General features: G+C 71.0%; 15 protein-coding genes and 1 riboswitch. Of the genes, 3 read left to right on the top strand and 12 right to left on the bottom strand.

The genetic code is table 11. From position 1 onward, the window contains the following. Positions 1-105: 105 nt before the first annotated feature. Together dapA and K7854_RS08995 are read right to left on the bottom strand one after the other, a co-directional pair. On the bottom strand, positions 106-1,041 hold the full coding sequence (gene dapA / locus K7854_RS08990) for a 4-hydroxy-tetrahydrodipicolinate synthase (protein ID WP_226025855.1): 936 nt from the start codon (positions 1,039-1,041) through the stop codon (positions 106-108). Beyond that, positions 1,028-1,738 (bottom strand): RraA family protein, encoded by a 711-nt coding sequence (locus tag K7854_RS08995; protein WP_226025856.1) that lies wholly within the window; start codon positions 1,736-1,738, stop codon positions 1,028-1,030. Before K7854_RS08995 ends, dapA begins: the two co-directional genes overlap by 14 nt. 222 nt (positions 1,739-1,960) lie before the next feature. Between K7854_RS08995 and K7854_RS09000 the strand changes: the two genes are divergently transcribed. Beyond that, positions 1,961-2,629, top strand: coding sequence for a GntR family transcriptional regulator (locus tag K7854_RS09000; RefSeq protein ID WP_226025857.1), 669 nt, complete (start codon positions 1,961-1,963; stop codon positions 2,627-2,629). 39 nt (positions 2,630-2,668) lie between these two features. Here the strand turns inward: K7854_RS09000 and K7854_RS09005 are convergent, their stop codons facing one another. Together K7854_RS09005 and K7854_RS09010 are read right to left on the bottom strand one after the other, a co-directional pair. After that, on the bottom strand, positions 2,669-3,523 hold the full coding sequence (locus K7854_RS09005; RefSeq protein WP_226025858.1) for an FG-GAP repeat domain-containing protein: 855 nt from the start codon (positions 3,521-3,523) through the stop codon (positions 2,669-2,671). Between the two features lie 95 nt (positions 3,524-3,618). Then, positions 3,619-4,812 (bottom strand): MBL fold metallo-hydrolase, encoded by a 1,194-nt coding sequence (locus K7854_RS09010; protein WP_226025859.1) that lies wholly within the window; start codon positions 4,810-4,812, stop codon positions 3,619-3,621. A 154-nt stretch (positions 4,813-4,966) separates the two neighbouring features. Between K7854_RS09010 and K7854_RS09015 the strand changes: the two genes are divergently transcribed. Continuing rightward, positions 4,967-5,587 (top strand): TetR/AcrR family transcriptional regulator, encoded by a 621-nt coding sequence (locus K7854_RS09015; protein WP_226025860.1) that lies wholly within the window; start codon positions 4,967-4,969, stop codon positions 5,585-5,587. A 159-nt stretch (positions 5,588-5,746) separates the two neighbouring features. On the opposite strand, the gene K7854_RS09020 is transcribed toward K7854_RS09015, so the two are convergent. Both K7854_RS09020 and K7854_RS09025 read right to left on the bottom strand, forming a co-directional pair. Then, positions 5,747-6,532 carry an SGNH/GDSL hydrolase family protein gene (locus K7854_RS09020; RefSeq protein WP_226025940.1) on the bottom strand — a complete coding sequence of 262 codons (786 nt, stop codon included), beginning with the start codon at positions 6,530-6,532 and terminating at the stop codon, positions 5,747-5,749. Positions 6,533-6,767: 235 nt separating this feature from the next. Beyond that, positions 6,768-7,715, bottom strand: a complete 948-nt coding sequence (locus K7854_RS09025) for a M23 family metallopeptidase (RefSeq protein ID WP_226025861.1) — start codon at positions 7,713-7,715, stop codon at positions 6,768-6,770. Between the two features lie 2 nt (positions 7,716-7,717). Next, positions 7,718-7,877, bottom strand: a riboswitch (cyclic di-AMP (ydaO/yuaA leader). 423 nt (positions 7,878-8,300) lie between these two features. On the opposite strand from K7854_RS09025, the gene K7854_RS09030 reads away from it, so the two are divergent. Continuing rightward, positions 8,301-9,098: a tyrosine-protein phosphatase gene (locus K7854_RS09030; RefSeq protein ID WP_226025862.1), complete on the top strand. Its 798-nt coding sequence runs from the start codon at positions 8,301-8,303 to the stop codon at positions 9,096-9,098. 26 nt (positions 9,099-9,124) lie between these two features. Here K7854_RS09030 and K7854_RS09035 read toward each other — a convergent pair whose 3' ends face one another. The 6 genes from K7854_RS09035 to hpnH all read right to left on the bottom strand — a co-directional run bounded on the left by K7854_RS09035 (position 9,125) and on the right by hpnH (position 15,481). Continuing rightward, positions 9,125-9,244 (bottom strand): DUF6126 family protein, encoded by a 120-nt coding sequence (locus tag K7854_RS09035; RefSeq protein WP_226025863.1) that lies wholly within the window; start codon positions 9,242-9,244, stop codon positions 9,125-9,127. After that, entirely contained in the window at positions 9,241-9,855 is a 615-nt protein-coding gene (locus K7854_RS09040; protein WP_226025864.1) for a helix-turn-helix domain-containing protein, read from the bottom strand. The genes K7854_RS09035 and K7854_RS09040 overlap by 4 nt, the downstream gene beginning before the upstream one ends. A gap of 62 nt (positions 9,856-9,917) precedes the next feature. Beyond that, a complete protein-coding gene (locus tag K7854_RS09045; protein WP_226025865.1) occupies positions 9,918-11,303 on the bottom strand; it encodes an aspartate aminotransferase family protein in 1,386 nt (461 codons plus the stop codon). Continuing rightward, complete coding sequence (dxs, locus tag K7854_RS09050; RefSeq protein WP_226025866.1) at positions 11,304-13,274, bottom strand: 1-deoxy-D-xylulose-5-phosphate synthase; 1,971 nt, start codon at positions 13,272-13,274, stop codon at positions 11,304-11,306. Positions 13,275-13,299: 25 nt separating this feature from the next. Then, positions 13,300-14,454 (bottom strand): flavodoxin-dependent (E)-4-hydroxy-3-methylbut-2-enyl-diphosphate synthase, encoded by a 1,155-nt coding sequence (gene ispG, locus K7854_RS09055; protein ID WP_226025867.1) that lies wholly within the window; start codon positions 14,452-14,454, stop codon positions 13,300-13,302. Between the two features lie 4 nt (positions 14,455-14,458). Further along, entirely contained in the window at positions 14,459-15,481 is a 1,023-nt protein-coding gene (gene hpnH, locus K7854_RS09060; RefSeq protein WP_030404094.1) for an adenosyl-hopene transferase HpnH, read from the bottom strand. Positions 15,482-15,487 lie beyond the last annotated feature (6 nt).

Here is a 15,487-nt window from a genome sequence, read left to right on the forward strand (position 1 = left end):
GCGGAACACCGCGGACGGTGCGGGCGGGTACATCACGGCGCGGAACCGAACAGTGCCGGCGCCGCGGCCCGTGCCGATCGCCGGAGGCCGACGGCGCCGCGCCGGTCAGGCCGCGGCGAGCTGCTCGTGCTCGACGACGTCCTTGGCCTCGTCCAGCAGCTCCAGGATGCGCTGCTGGGCCGACGGCCCGGGGCCCACCAGGGGCGGGCGCACCTTCGCCGAAGCCAGGCGTCCGGCGCGCTGGAGCGCCCACTTCGCCGGGGCGGGATTGGTCTCCACGAACAGCAGGTCGACCAGCGGGTGCAGCCGGTAGTGCACCCGCGCGGCCTCTTCGAGCTCGCCGCGCTGCCAGTGCCGGTACATGTCCGCGAGGGAGCGGGGGGCCAGGTTGCTCAGCGCGCTGATGAACCCGGCCCCGCCGAGCGCCAGCAGGGGCAGGGCCAGCAGCTCGATGCCCGACCAGACCAGGAAATCGCGACCGCAGCGGTGCAGCACCCGGGAGAAGTGCTCGAAGTCCTTGGTCGTCTCCTTGATGCCCACGATGTTGTCGCACCGGCGGCGCAGTTCCAGCGCCGTCTCCGGCGCGATGTCGATCGCGGTGCGCGTCGGCACGTTGTACACGATGAGCGGGAGGTCGGGGAACTCGCGGGCGACGGTGGCATACCACTCGACGAGCCCCTCCTGCGTGGGCTTGGAGTAGTACGGAGTGATGACGAGGGCCGCGTCCGCGCCGAGGTCACGCGCGGCCGCGGTCAGCTCCATCGTCTCGTCCAGCTTGGTCGAGCCCGTCGCCGGGACGAAAGGCACCTGGTCGCCGGCCACCTGCGCCACCGCCCGCATGGCGCTGACGCGCTCCTGCGCCGTCTGGCTGCTCGGCTCTCCGGTGGAGCCGCCGATGGACAGCCCGTCCGCCCCCGCGTCGCGCTGCCAGCGGGCGAGTTCGGTTAGCCCTTCGATGTCCAGCTCGCCGTCCTCCGTGAACGGTGTGAGCACCGCCGCCAGCGAGCCACGCAGTGCCGACGGATCGCTACGAAACCTCATCTGCCCCATCCTCCGACCAGAGCTCAAACTGCTTCCTGTGGGCCTCCCCCATGGGGTAGAGCCCGTCCAACGACTCGCCCTTCGCCACCTGTTCGGTGATGTAGCGCTCCTCGCGCTCCTGGACCACGGCCGCACGCGCGACGTCCGCGGCGATCGCGGCCGGGAGGACCACGACACCCTCGGCATCGCCGCACAGCACGTCGCCGGGCATCACCAGCACACCGCCGCAGGTGATGGGCAGGTCCGAGTCCATCGGCACGTGCCGTCGACCGAGCACCGCGGCGTGCGGGGCGCCGAAGTACAGGGGGAGACCCAGTTCGCGCAGCGCCGGTGTGTCCCGCGCTCCGCCGTCGGTGACCACACCGACCCCGCCGCGGCGCATCAGCCGCAGGGCGAGGATGTCGCCGATGGTGCCGGCGCCCAGGTCGCCACGGGCTTCGATGACGAGCACCTCGCCGGGGCGGATGGTGTCCACCACCCTTTTCTGCTCGTTCATCCCGCCACCGCGGACGGCGAACACGTCCTCCCGCAACGCGGTGTACCGCAGGGTGCGGGCCTCACCCACCATGCGCTTGCCGGGCTGCCCCACGGTCAGGTGCTCCAGGAAGGCGTTCTCGATGCCACGGTTGCGCAACTGAGCCGACAACGTGGCGGTCGAAACGCTCTCCAGGGCCTGCACCGTACTTCTGTCGATCATCCGACCCTCCTTAAAATATACGATTCCATATATGGGACTGGGGCGCGATCGCCCGTCAGTCGTCTGCGAGGGTATGAGGCCAGAACCTAACACGATCACATATGATTTTCCACATGGAACCGTCTACGCCTCAGTCGGGCGCCGTCGCACGCTGCGCCTGCCCGTCCGTGCGGCGAGTCGGCATCATGGAGCCATCGACCCACGCCACACCGGAGGAGACAGGTGACCACGTCCCGCAGGACGACCAAGATGGAGACCGCCTACGAACTGCTCAAGCAGCGGATCTCGGACGGCACCTACGGCCCCGGCTACCGGCTGGTCATCGACCAGCTCGCGCGTGAGACGGGCATGAGCTCCATCCCGTGGCGGGAGGCGATCCGCCGCCTGGAGGCAGAGGGCTGGCTGGAGATGGTGCCCAACGTCGGCGCCCGCGTGGCCATCTTCGACACGGCGAGCTACGGGCAGACGATGCAGGTGCTGGCGAGGCTCGAGGGTTACGCCACGGCAGCCGCACTGCCCAGGCTGACCAGCGGCGACCTCGACCAGGCCCGGCACCTCAACCAGCAGATGACCAAGTCGCTGGACGACTTCGATCCGGTCGGCTTCACGGCGCTCAACCGCGAGTTCCACTTCATCTTCTACGAGCGCTGCGGTGATGCGCACCTCTACAACCTGATCAAGCTGGAGTGGAGCCGCCTCGACATGATCCGCAAGGCGGCGTTCTCCTCCGTCCCCGGCCGTGCCCGCGCATCCGTCGTCGAGCACGAGGCGCTCCTGGACCTGCTCGGTGCGCCCGCCTCCTTCGACGCGATCGAGGTTGCCGCCCGCCAGCACAAGCTCAACACCCTGCAGGCGGTTCAGGCCAACGACGCCACCCGGGCCGGGCAGTGACCCGAGGACGAGTCGAACTTGCCGTCGTCGCCGCACCCGTCACCCTCGCCTCACTCCTGGTGCGGGTATGACATCCGAAGGCTCTCTCCGGACCGACGGCGTGCCCTCCGGGCTGGTGTACACGCAGGTGCCGAAGTCGCTCCACCCCGGCTGGAGTTCGTCCCAGTCACCGTAGCCGTAGTAGCCCGTGCCGGCCTCGCTCAGGGTCACGCTGCCGTCCTCCTGACGGCCGATGTACTCCACGTATGCTCCGTCTCCGGCCGACTGGAACACGTGCAGCTCGGCGCGCCCGTCCCGGTCCTCGTCGGTCGCACGCACCGCGGCGACGAAGAACGAGGCCTGAGCGCGGACGGTGCCGCTCCGGCTGCCGCTCAGGTCCCGGGCAAGCGGTCCGTAGCGCACCTCATGCACCAGCAGGTTGGAGCGGGGGCTGTCCCCGATGTCCTCCTGGCTGCGGAACAACGCCAGATCGAGATAGCCGTCGCCGTCGAAGTCGCCGAACGTGCCCCTGGTCTCCAGGTCCGACGTCAGCAGGCCACGGGCCTTCTGCCAGACGCCGAGAGCCTCCCCGACACCGACCTCGACACGGTCGTCGGCCCGGCTGAAGAGGACGGAACCCTCTCCTGAGCGGCCGGGGTCGTGTATTTCGTCCAGCCGCCCGTCCGCGTCCACGTCGGCGGTCAGGCTGGTGTTGTCGTTGTCGGAGCAGACCACGGTCGGCGCGTGATCACCGGGCTCGGGCTGGAGGACGAGCGTCGTGGCGACCGCGGCCAGAGCGGCTCCCGTGCCGATGACGAACCGCCGGCGCCCGCGTATGTACGGTCGTCGCCGTCCCTGCCGGGCGGTGAACACGCTGCCGACACCGTCCTGTTGTGGACTCACGGGCTCCGCCATGGCGGGATTCTAGTGTCCGGTGCCGGAAGTCGATCGCCAGTGAGCGTTTCAGCGCCGCCTCTCCAACCAGCCCCCCCATCCTGTCCCCGACGGCCTCACCTCTCCCCCGCGAGGTCGAGATCGCCCTTGCTCGTCCCGGCCACGCCTTCAGCGATCCGGGGGCGGCGCCAGGGGTGCGCGATCGGGCCCGACACCGCCCGCCACCACGCCTCCACCGGCAGCTTCCCGGCCGGCTCGAACGGCTCGCCCGGCCGCGGGAACGCCACCGCCTGGCCCGCCTCCTCAGCCGCATCCTTCGTCCACTCCCCCGGCTCCGCCCACGCGTGCGGCGCCAGGTTGAAGGTCCCCCAGTGGATCGGCAGCAGCGTGCCGTGCGCACCGCCGCCCTGGAGGTCGAGGTGCGCGCGGAGACCCTCCTCGGGGGTCATGTGGATGTCCGGCCAGAACTCGGCGTAGGCCCCGAGCTGGATCATCGTGGCGTCGAACGGGCCGTGCGCGACGCCGATCTCCCGGAAGCCGTCGAAGTAACCGGTGTCCCCGCTGTGGTAGACGCGGTGCTCCTCCCCGGCGACGACCCAGGACGCCCAGAGGGTGTGCTGGGTGTTGCGCAGCCCGCGCCCGCAGAAGTGCCGGGCCGGGGTGGCGGTGAGGGTGAGGCCGCCGACGCGGGTCGACTCGTGCCAGTCCAGCTCGCGCAGCCGGCCGGCGGGCACGCCCCAGTGTTCGAGGTGGGCACCGACGCCGAGGGGCACCGCGAACACGGTGTCCGTGCCGGCCAGCGCCTTGATGGTCGGCATGTCCAGGTGGTCGTAGTGGTCGTGGGAGATGACGACGACGTCGACGGGGCCGAGGGCGGCGAGCGGCAGCGGGACCGGGTGCAGACGCCTGGGCCCGGCGAAGGCGAACGGGGAGCAGCGCTCGCCCCACACCGGGTCGAAGAGCACGCGCTGCCCGTCGATCTCGGCGAGCACGCTGGAGTGGCCCGTCCAGGTCAGCCGGAGGCCGGTGGCGGGCGGCCGGGCGAGGTCGGCGAGGGTGGTGGCGTGCACCGGGATCGGGCCCTTCGGGGCCCGCAGGGCCCGCGCCTCCCTGTCGAAGTAGATCTTGGCGAACTCGGTCGCCGAACCCGAGGGCCGGGTGCGGGCGGTGCCGCCGGGGTTCTGGAAGACGCCGTCGCGGAAGTTCGGCGATCTGCGGATGCGTGCCATGCGGGCGCCACCGGGGTCCGCGCCGAAGGCCGCGGGCCGCGGCACGCTGAACCCGGGACTCGGGATACGGAAAGCGGCCACGGTACCTCCAGGTGGAGCGGTTCAGGCTCTCGTCGTGTGCGTGTGCGTGTGCGTCTGCGTCTGGGTCTCGTTCTACGTCACCTCGAACGACGGGTGCCACATCCGTGTTCCCGGTCCACGGCGAACCGTACGGGCGCCTGTATAGGGTGACGGGGTGGGGAGAGTCCGGTTGGGCGTGGCGGAGCGGCGCGAGGAGCTGCTGCGCGCGGCCGTCGAGCAGATATCGGCGCGGGGCGTGGCGGCGCTGCGGATCGCCGACGTGGCCGCGGCGCTGGGGGTCAGCAACGCCCTGGTGCTGTATCACTTCTCCACGAAGGAACGGCTGGTCGCCGCCGCGTTCACGCACGCCGCCGAGGCCGACCTCGCCCATCTGCACGGGCTGCTCGCCCGGCGTACGACGGCACTGCGCCGGCTGCGGGCGGCCGTGCGGTGGTACGCGCCGACCGGTCAGGCCAAGGGCTGGCGGCTGTGGATCGAGGGCTGGGCGGCGGCGCCGCGCGAGCCCGCGCTGCGGGAGGTCACGCGCGAGCTGGACCGCCAGTGGAAGGCGGCGATCGCCGAGGTCATCGCCGAGGGCACGGCCGCCGGTGAGTTCTCCTGCCCCGACCCCGACGCCGCCGCCCTGCGGCTGACTGCGCTGCTGGACGGGCTGGCGGTGCAGCTCACGTCGTACACGGGCACGGTGTCGCGGGTCCGGGCCCAGGAGTGGGTGGACGAGGCGCTGGCCCGGGAACTGGGCCTGGAGCGCTCGGCCCTGACCCCCACCCGACGCTAGCCCGAGACACCACACCCCATCACCCCGCACTCCGCAGGCCGTCGGCCGGAACGGCCAGGGCCGTCAGCCGGGACGTCACAAGCCGACGTCCGGGACGGCCAGGGCCTTCGGGGTGGACGCGTCGTGCCGCGTGCGTGGGGGGGCGTTCGCCCGCCGGCGTCAGGCCACCGCTGCGATCCGCGTCTTGATGTCGTCCGGCGACAGCGTTCCCTTGGCCGTCACGTGGTCGCCCGACGACTCGCCGCGCAGCCGGCGCCCGATCCACGGCACCAGGTACTCGCGCGCCCAGTGCACGTCGTCGCGCCGGACGTCCAGCGTGCCGCGCGGCGGCTGGGGCGGCCAGGGCTGGTCCGGGTCGGCCGGGACGTGCAGCCCGAGGGCCTGTCCGGCGCGCAGCGCCACGCGGGTGTGGCCCTCCGGCGACAGGTGCAGCCGGTCGGCGTCCCACGCCCTGCGGTCCTGGACGCTGCGGAGCGACCAGAGGTCGAGCACGGGGCAGCCGTAGCGGTCGGCGATCGCGCGGACGTGCCCGTTGTAAGTGGCGATCTTGCCCCGCAGATGCTTGAGGACGGGCACCCCGCGGGTGTCGAACCCGGTGGTCACCAGGACGGTGCCGGCCGCGGCGGTCAGTGCGGCCACGGCCAGTTCGAACCGCTCGGCGACCTCGTCGGGGTCGGTGCCCGGCCGGATGATGTCGTTGCCGCCCGCCGCGAACGAGACCAGGTCCGGCGCGAGGGCGACGACCCTCGGCACCTGTTCCGCCACGATCTGGTCGAGGAGCCTGCCGCGCACGGCGAGGTTCGTGTACGTGAAGTCGCCCTCGGGGCGCCGGTCCGCGAGCAGTACGGCGAGACGGTCGGCCCAGCCGACGAACGCCCCGTCGGGGCCGGGGTCGCCGACGCCCTCGGTGAAGCTGTCCCCCACCGCCACGTACGACCCGATCACTGCTCTGCTGTCACTCTTCGAATCGTCTGCCACATCGGCCCATGATTCACCTTGGAATGTGACCTACGCGACCGTAGGAAGGGGTTGACGGGCGGTGAGAAAGGCCACGCCTAAAGTGTTCGTCAATTCCGGAATACGGCGCGGGCCTGAGGCACCGGTGGCCACGCACGCCGAAGGCCGGACCCGGGGATCGGGGTCCGGCCTTCGGGGCGCGGGAGCTGCGCGGATCCGGTCGTCAGACGGAGACGCCGTGCGAGCGCAGGAACGCGAGCGGGTCGATGTCCGAGCCGTAGTCCGGCGTGGTGCGGATCTCGAAGTGCAGGTGCGGGCCGGTCACGTTGCCGGTGGCACCCGAGAGGCCGACCTGCTGACCCGCCGTCACGGTCTGCCCGGCGGAGACGGAGAGCGAGGAGAGGTGGGCGTACTGGGCGTAGTGGCCCTCGTCGAGCTTGATGACGACCTGGTTGCCGTACGCGCCGCCCCAGCCGGCGGAGACGACGGTGCCCGCGCCGACGGCCTTCAGCGAGGTGCCGGTCGGGACGACGAAGTCGGTGCCGGTGTGGTAGCCGCTGGACCACATGCTGCCGGACTGGTGGTACGGGGTGCCGACGGTGCCGCCCGCGACGGGGGCGGTGTAGCCGCTGGTGGTGCCCGCGGACTGGGCGGCCGTGTTCGAGGCCTGCGAGTCGGAGGTCTTCGCGGCGTCCGTCGACTTCTGGGCCGGCTTCTCGGCGGCGGGCTTCTCGGCGGTCTTCTCGGCGGGCTTCTGCGCCTGCGCGGAGGACGGCGCCGAGGACTTGGCGGCCTGGCCGGCGATCGAGAGTTCCAGGCCGGGGTGGATCAGCGACGGGTCGGAACCGACGGCCTCGCGGTTGTCCGCGTAGAGCTTCTTCCAGCCGCCGTCGACGTGCTGCTCGTCGGCGATCTTCGAAAGGTAGTCACCGCTCTTCACGGTGTACGTGCGGGAATCCGAGTTCTTGTCGGAGCCGTTCGCGGCGGCCTTCTTGGCCGACGTCGGAATGGACTGCACGGCCTGCTCGGAAACGGAGTGGGCGGGCGCGGCATTGGCCGAGGCGGCACCCATCAGCGGGAGCGCGAGCGCGGCGCCACCGGTTCCGGCGACGGCGATGGTGCGGGTCAGGCGCATGGCCCTGGTACGGCGGTGCTTACCCTTGGCGGGCATGGCGAATTCCTCTCCGGCGCCTGCGAGGTGAGCTGTCGGGTGCGGGCTGGAGATGCCCGGCCGCGCCGAAACGCGGCTTTACCCCAAGCCGTTCCGGGAACCGGAACAGGCAGTTCTACCTGTGGGTCCCCCGCTCCTGCCGGGTACGGGTGGTGGATGAGTGCGGGCTCCGGTCGGCGGCAGGATTAGGCGTCCGTCCGGATCGGTGGTGAACGTAAGGGACCAAGACGCACAGGGACAAGCGGGAGGTTCCGGCGCCGGGTGTTTTGATTGATCCTTTGCGGGAAGAGCCGGTAACCCTGCGTCGATTTCCGTCGCACCCTTTTCCTTGAATTCCCTTGAGAACCGCCTGAATTACGTGAACATGACGGGCAACGCTCGGTCACGGATATGACGCTGCTCACGCACCCCTCACCCACCCTCCGCCATTTCAGGGCCAGTTATCACTAAGGCATCAATTCGGACAGAACGCCCTTATCGGTTCGCATTGCCCGCTCGGAACGGCTTTCGCGCACCGGTCATGCCGTATCGTCGAGTGGCACCCGCCGGCGAGCAGCGGCGGCGGGCGGAGTGGGAGGAGTCCCCGTGACGCAGCAGGTCCCGTCGACCGAACCCGAGCTGACCGGTGTGCGCAACTTCCGGGACGTGGGCGGGCTGCCGACCGTGGACGGCAGGCGGGTCCGGCCGGGGGTGCTGTTCCGCAGCGGGCACCTCGCGCACGCCACCGGCGAGGACGCCGCGTTCCTGGCCTCGCTGGGCCTGCACACGATCTTCGACTTCCGCAACGCGGCCGACCAGAAGCTGGAGGGCCCCGACGTCGAGCTGCCGGGCGTGCGCAATGTGAACCTGCCGCTGAGCGATCCGGCCGACGGCGCCGAGTTCTGGAAGATGGTCCGCGACGGCGACCTCGACCAGCTGCGCCAGATCCTCGCCGGCGGCAAGGCCGCCGACCGGATGATCGCCTCCTACCGCTCGATCGTCACGGAGCGCACGGCGGAGCACTCCCGGATCCTGCACGCGCTCGCCGAGGACAGCGTCCCCGCGCTGATGCACTGCGCCGCCGGAAAGGACCGTGCGGGGCTGTCCGTCGCCGTCACCCTGCTCGCCCTGGGCGTCGAGCGCGAGGCCGTCGTCGCGGACTACCTGAAGTCGAACGCCACCCACCGCCGCTACAAGGTGCGCCGCAGCGGCTCCGCGGCCTCGGCCTACTCCCCCGAGGTCATGGAGCTGCTCAGCCCCCTGTTCGACGCGCGCGCCGAGTACCTGGCGGCGGCCTTCGAGACCATGGAGCAGACGTGGGGCGGCGTCGACGCCTACCTGGAGAAGGGCCTGCGGCTGACTCCCGGGACCCGGGAGCGGCTGCGCGAGCGGATGCTGGACTGAGCCGGGGCGTCCGCCCGCGGCCGGTGCTATTTGGCGCCCACCTCGAACAGCAGGTAGAGGAAGCCGCCGAAGACGTGCCCCAGGACGATGTAGATGAGCAGTCGCACCCACAGGGCGCGCGGGAACTTGTCCTCGATGGTGCTCATGGCGTCTCTCCAGGGGTCGGGCCGAGGCAGAGCCCGGCCGTCGGGCTCTGCAGCAGGGTGTGGACGAAGAGCAGCTCGACCCCGTCGGGGTCCTGGGCGGCGATCCGGTGCGGGGTCATGGAGTCGAAGTGGGCGCCGTCCCCCGCGGCGAGCCGGTGCTCGGTGTCCCCGAGGCGCAGGCGCAGCCGGCCCCGCAGGACGTGCAGCCACTCCTCACCGGGGTGCACCCGCACGACGTCGCCCTGGGAGCCGTACGGCACCAGGACGCGCAGGGCGTGCATGCCGCGGCCGGGCGCTCCGGCCCGGTAGTACGTCCAGCCGCCCGCGCTCGTGGGTTCCATGTCGGCGGCGCGCACGACGGCGTCCCGGTCGGCGGCCGTCTCCCCCAGCAGCTCGGCGACGGTCGTACCGTAGACGCGGGCGAGGGAGAGCAGCATCGGCAGCGATGGCTGACGCTGCCCGGTCTCCAGGCGGGACAGGTGGGCGGGCGACAGCCCCGCGGCGCGGGCCGCGGCCTCCAGGGTGAGGGCGGCCCGCCGCCGCAGCTCGCGCAGCTGGGGTGCGACGGCGGCGACCGGCCCTTCGGCGGGGCCGGTCTCGGAGGGGCTCATGCCTCCATTGAGCCCGACTCTTGCCCGCAGGGCAAATTCCTTGCCTCAGAGGCAAAACCCCCTCAGCGGTTCGCCACCGCCTGCTTGACCAGGGTCTTTCCGAAGTCCCACATCAGGCCACCGCCATTGTGCGCGTCCTCCATCACCTCCGTGAAGGCGTCGACGAAGCGGTCGGCGTCGGCGGTGTCGATGATCAGCGGCGGGATCAGCTTGATCACCTCCAGGTGGTCGCCGGACACCTGGGTCAGGATCCGGTGCCGCTGCAGCAGCGGGACGACCACCATCTGGGCGAACAGTCCCTTCCGCGCGGCCTGGAGCATCGTCCAGCGGCTGCGCAGTTTCAGGGACCTGGGGCGGCCGAACTCGATGCCGATCATCAGCCCGCGGCCCCGGACGTCGGCGAGCAGTTCGTAGCGGTCCACCAGCTCCGCCAGCCGGGACTTCAGCCGCTCCCCCACCGCGGCCGCGTTCGCCACGATCTGCTCGTTCTCCATCACCGACAGCACCGCGAGCCCGGCGGCCATGGCCTGCGCGTTGGACCCGAAGCTCGCCGAGTGGACCTGCACCCGGTCCATCGAGGAGTACACCTTCTGGAAGATCCAGTCCTTGCCCAGGGTGGCTCCCACCGGCACGTACCCGCCGGACAGCGCCTTGGCGACGCAGACCAGGTCGGGTTCCACGCCGTCCTCGTGCTGGTAGGCGTAGAACTTGCCGGTCCGGCCGAGGCCCGTCTGCACCTCGTCGGCGATCAGCAGCGCCTTGTGCCGGTGCAGCAGCTCCTGTGCGGCGAGCAGGTAGCCGGGCGGGGCCTCGTGCACGCCCTTGCCCTGGACCGGCTCCACGATCAGGGCGGCCACGTCGCCCTTCTTCAGCTCGCGCGCCAGGGCGTCCAGGTCGCCGAGCGGGATCGCGGTGTCGGGGAGCAGCGGTGCGAAGCCCTTGCGGAAGCCGTCCTCGCCGTTGACGGACAGCGAGCCGGTGGTCAGTCCGTGGAAGGCGTGCGAGCAGTACAGGATCCGCTGCCTTCCGGTGGCGTACCGGGCGAACTTCAGGGCGGTCTCGACGGACTCGGTGCCGCTGTTGCCGAAGAAGACGCGGTCCAGGTGCGGGCTGTAGGAGAGCAGCTTCTCGGCCAGCAGCCCGGGCAGCGGCGGGCAGTCGAAGCGGGTCAGGTCGGCGAGCGAGGCGTCGAGGACGTCGTGCAGCGCCTTGCGGACGACGGGGTGGTGACGTCCCAGGCCCATGACCGCGAACCCGGCGAGCATGTCCAGGTAGTCGTTGCCGTCCGCGTCCCAGAAGTGCGCGCCCTCGGCCCGCTCGTAGACCTTGTCGAAGCCGATGGTGTGCAGCATGCGCGGCAGCTGGTGGTTGAGGTGCTTGGCGTGCAGCTCGTACCGCTCGGCCCCGCGCTCGGCCAAGAGCGCGGCGAGGTCGAACTCCTTGGTCATTCAGTTATCTCCTTGCGCTGGCATGACGATCCGTCCGTCGCCGGACACACGTCCGTCGCCGGGCTGTTCCACTGCCGGTCCGTCCGCCCGGTCCGCGGCCGGCTCGGCGAGGGCCAGGCTGGCGCTGATCCGGCCGGCGACGTCGACCGGGGTGAGGCCGATGTCCGCGAGCACCTCGGCGCGCTTGGCGTGCGCGAGGAACTGCTCGGGGATGCCGAAGCGCCGTACGGGGACGTCGACCTCGGCGTCGCCGAGCGCCAGCGCCACCGCGGAACCGACCCCGGCGGCGCGGCTGTTGTCCTCGACCACGGCCACCAGGCGGTGTCGGGCGGCGAGCGGCGCGAGGGCCGGGTCGACGGGCTTGACCCAGCGCGGGTCGACGACGGTGCAGCCGATGCCGCGGGCTTCGAGCAGCTCGGCGGCGCCGAGGCAGACCGGCGCCATCACGCCCACGGCCACGAGCAGCACCTCGGGCCGGTCCGCGGCGTGCAGGACGTCCAGGCCGCCGATCCGGTCCACGGCGGGTACGGCGGGGCCGACGGACTCCTTCGGGAAGCGCACCAGCGTCGGCGCGTCGTCCACGGCGACGGCCTCGCGCAGCTGGGCGCGCAGCTGGTCGGCGTCGCGCGGTGCGGCGATGCGCAGCCCGGGGACGACCTGGAGGACGGACATGTCCCACATGCCGTTGTGCGAGGCCCCGTCGGCGCCGGTGACGCCGGCCCGGTCCAGCACGAAGGTGACGCCGCAGCGGTGCAGGGCCACGTCCATCAACAGCTGGTCGAAGGCGCGGTTGAGGAAGGTGGCGTAGACGGCGACGACCGGGTGCAGTCCGCCGGTGGCGAGCCCGGCGGCGGACACGGCGGCGTGCTGCTCGGCGATGCCGACGTCCCAGACCCGGTCGGGGAAGCGCGCGGCGAAGGGGGCCAGGCCGACCGGGTGCAGCATGGCCGCGGTGATCGCCACCACGTCCTCGCGCTCCTCGCCGATCCGGACGATCTCCTCGCCGAAGACGGAGGTCCAGGACGGCCCGCCGGCCGGGCTCAGCGGCTCGCAGGTGAGCGGGTCCATCACGCCCACGGTGTGGAAGTGGTCCTCCTCGTCGCGCAGGGCGGGTTCGTAGCCGCGGCCCTTCTCGGTGAGGCAGTGCACCAGCACCGGACCGTGGAAGCGCTTGGCGCGGCGCAGCGCCGACTCGACGGCGCCGATGTCGTGCCCGTCGATCGGGCCGAGGTACTTCAGCCCCAGGTCCTCGAAGAGCCCCTGCGGTGCGAAGGCGTCCTTGAAACCCTTCTTGGCGCCGTGCAGGGCCTCGTAGACGGTGTTGCCCACCACCGGTGTGCGCTGGAGCACGTCCTTGCCCCAGGCCAGGGCCCGCTCGTAGCCGTCGGTGGTGCGCAGCGTCGCCAGGTGGTTGGCAAGGCCCCCGATGGTCGGCGCGTACGAGCGTTCGTTGTCGTTGACGACGATGATCAGCGGCCGGTCCCTGGCCGCCGCGATGTTGTTCAGCGCCTCCCAGGCCATGCCGCCGGTGAGCGCGCCGTCGCCGATCACGGCGACGACATGGCTGCGCTCCCCCTGCACCTGGCGGGCCTTGGCCAGGCCGTCGGCCCAGCCCAGGACGGTGGAGGCGTGGCTGTTCTCGATGACGTCGTGCGCGGACTCCTCGCGCGAGGGGTAGCCGGACAGGCCGCCCTTGCTGCGCAGCTTGGAGAAGTCCTGACGGCCGGTCAGCAGTTTGTGCACGTAGCTCTGGTGGCCGGTGTCCCACAGGATGCGGTCGTCCGGCGACTCGAAGACCCGGTGCAGGGCGACGGTGAGTTCCACCACGCCGAGGTTGGGTCCGAGGTGACCGCCGGTGCGGGCGACCGCGTGCACCAGGAAGTCACGTATCTCGTCGGACAGTTCGCCGAGTTCCGCCTCGGACAGCGCCTTCAGGTCGCGTGGTCCCCGGATGTTCTCCAGAATCGTCACGCTCGGGCCCCCTTCGGTCCGCGTTTCAGCTCACGGTGACGGCCGGCGCCCCCGAGGCGCCGTCCTTCTCCATCTGCTCCGCGATCCTCATCGCCTCCTCGATGAGGGTCTCCACGATCTTCGACTCGGGGACGGTCTTGACGACCTCGCCCTTGACGAAGATCTGCCCCTTGCCGTTGCCGGAGGCGACCCCGAGGTCGGCCTCGCGGGCCTCGCCGGGGCCGTTGACGACACAGCCCATGACGGCGACGCGCAGCGGCACCTCCATGCCCTCCAGACCGGCGGTGACCTCCTCGGCCAGCTTGTACACGTCCACCTGGGCCCGGCCGCAGGACGGGCAGGAGACGATCTCCAGCCGGCGTTCCCTGAGGCCCAGCGACTGGAGGATCTGGATGCCGACCTTGATCTCCTCGACCGGCGGGGCGCTCAGCGACACCCGGATGGTGTCGCCGATGCCCTGGGAGAGCAGCGCGCCGAAGGCGACGGCCGACTTGATGGTGCCCTGGAACGCCGGGCCCGCCTCCGTCACCCCCAGGTGCAGCGGGTAGTCGCACTGGGCGGCGAGCTGCCGGTAGGCCTCGACCATCACGACCGGGTCGTTGTGCTTGACCGAGATCTTGATGTCCCTAAAGTCGTGCTCCTCGAAGAGCGACGCCTCCCACAGCGCGGACTCCGCCAGCGCCTCGGGCGTCGCCCTGCCGTACTTCTGGAGCAGGCGGCGGTCCAGCGAGCCCGCGTTCACGCCGATACGGATGGGTGTGCCGTGGTCGCGGGCCGCCTTCGCGATCTCCTTGACCTGGTCGTCGAACTTCTTGATGTTGCCCGGGTTCACCCGGACCGCCGCGCAGCCGGCCTCGATCGCGGCGAAGACGTACTTGGGCTGGAAGTGGATGTCCGCGATCACCGGGATCTGCGACTTCCTCGCGATCACGGGCAGCGCGTCGGCGTCGTCCTGGGTGGGGCAGGCCACGCGCACGATCTGGCAGCCGGCGGCCGTCAGTTCGGCGATCTGCTGGAGCGTCGCCCCGATGTCGGAGGTACGGGTGGTCGTCATCGACTGCACCGACACCGGGGCCCCGCCCCCGACCGCCACCGGCCCGACCTGGATCCGCCGCGACACGCGCCGCTCAGCGATCGGCCGGACCGGTACCTCGGGGAGCCCCAAGGGGATGGCGGTCATGACCTCACTCCCGGTTCGAGGAGACGGTCTCGCGCATGGCGCGCAGGGACTCCTTGAGCGAGCCCATGGTCGCCAGGACGGCGGTGGGCTCGTAGCCGCAGTGCGCCATGCAGTTGTCGCAGCGCGGGTCCTTGCCGCGGCCGTACTTGTCCCAGTCGGTCTTCTCGATCAGCTCCCGGTACGTCGGGACGTATCCGTCGCTCATCAGGTAGCAGGGGCGCTGCCAGCCGAAGAGCGAGTAGTTCGGGATCGCCCAGGCGGTGCACGGGAAGTCGACCTTGCCCTCGAGGAAGTCGAGGAACAGCGGGGAGTGGTTGAGCCGCCAGCGGGCTCGGTTGCCGCCCGAGAAGGCTTTCCGGAACAGCTCGCGGGTCTGCTCGACGCCCAGGAAGTGCTCCTGGTCGGGCGCCTTCTCGTAGGCGTAGGCGGGCGAGATCATCATCTCGTCGACCTTGAGGTCGTCGTTGAGGAAGTTGAGCACCTCGACGATGGTCTGCGGGGTGTCGGTGTTGAAGAAGGTCGAGTTGGTGGTCACCCGGAAGCCGCGCCGCTTGGCCTCCTTGATGGCCTCCACGGCCTCGTCGAACACGCCCTCCTTGGCCACGGACTCGTCGTGCCGCTCGCGCAGCCCGTCGATGTGCACCGCGAAGGCGAAGTACGGCGAGGGCTTGAACTTGTCCATCTTCTTGCGCATGAGCAGCGCGTTGGTGCACAGGAAGACGTACTTCCGCTTGGCCACCAACTGCCGCACGATCTCGTCGATCTGCGGGTGCATCAGGGGCTCGCCGCCGGCGATGGAGACCATCGGCGCGCCCGATTCGAGCACCGCCCCCACGGCCTGCGCGACCGGCATGCGCTGCTTGAGCACGCCCGCCGGGTGCTGGATCTTTCCGCACCCCTCACATTTCAGGTTGCAGGCGAAGAGCGGCTCCAGCTCCACGATGAGCGGGAACTTGTCCCGTCGGCGAATCTTCTGTTCGGCCAGGTATGTAGCGACCTTGATGGACTGGCGCAGTGGCATGGCCATCTGGGC

It is taken from the genome of Streptomyces hyderabadensis (assembly GCF_020404845.1).
GTDB classification, from domain to species: Bacteria; Actinomycetota; Actinomycetes; order Streptomycetales; family Streptomycetaceae; genus Streptomyces; species Streptomyces hyderabadensis.

What these genes read in the sequence shown, in the direction of transcription:
- K7854_RS09025 (WP_226025861.1), bottom strand. Translation starts at nt 7,715, where the DNA reads ATGCCCGCCAAGGGTAAGCACCGCCGTACCAGGGCCATGCGCCTGACC.
- K7854_RS09035 (WP_226025863.1), bottom strand. Translation starts at nt 9,244, where the DNA reads ATGAGCACCATCGAGGACAAGTTCCCGCGCGCCCTGTGGGTGCGACTG.
- K7854_RS09045 (WP_226025865.1), bottom strand. Translation starts at nt 11,303, where the DNA reads ATGACCAAGGAGTTCGACCTCGCCGCGCTCTTGGCCGAGCGCGGGGCC.
- K7854_RS09005 (WP_226025858.1), bottom strand. Translation starts at nt 3,523, where the DNA reads ATGGCGGAGCCCGTGAGTCCACAACAGGACGGTGTCGGCAGCGTGTTC.
- K7854_RS09040 (WP_226025864.1), bottom strand. Translation starts at nt 9,855, where the DNA reads ATGAGCCCCTCCGAGACCGGCCCCGCCGAAGGGCCGGTCGCCGCCGTC.
- ispG (WP_226025867.1), bottom strand. Translation starts at nt 14,454, where the DNA reads ATGACCGCCATCCCCTTGGGGCTCCCCGAGGTACCGGTCCGGCCGATC.
- K7854_RS08995 (WP_226025856.1), bottom strand. Translation starts at nt 1,738, where the DNA reads ATGATCGACAGAAGTACGGTGCAGGCCCTGGAGAGCGTTTCGACCGCC.
- dapA (WP_226025855.1), bottom strand. Translation starts at nt 1,041, where the DNA reads ATGAGGTTTCGTAGCGATCCGTCGGCACTGCGTGGCTCGCTGGCGGCG.
- hpnH (WP_030404094.1), bottom strand. Translation starts at nt 15,481, where the DNA reads ATGGCCATGCCACTGCGCCAGTCCATCAAGGTCGCTACATACCTGGCC.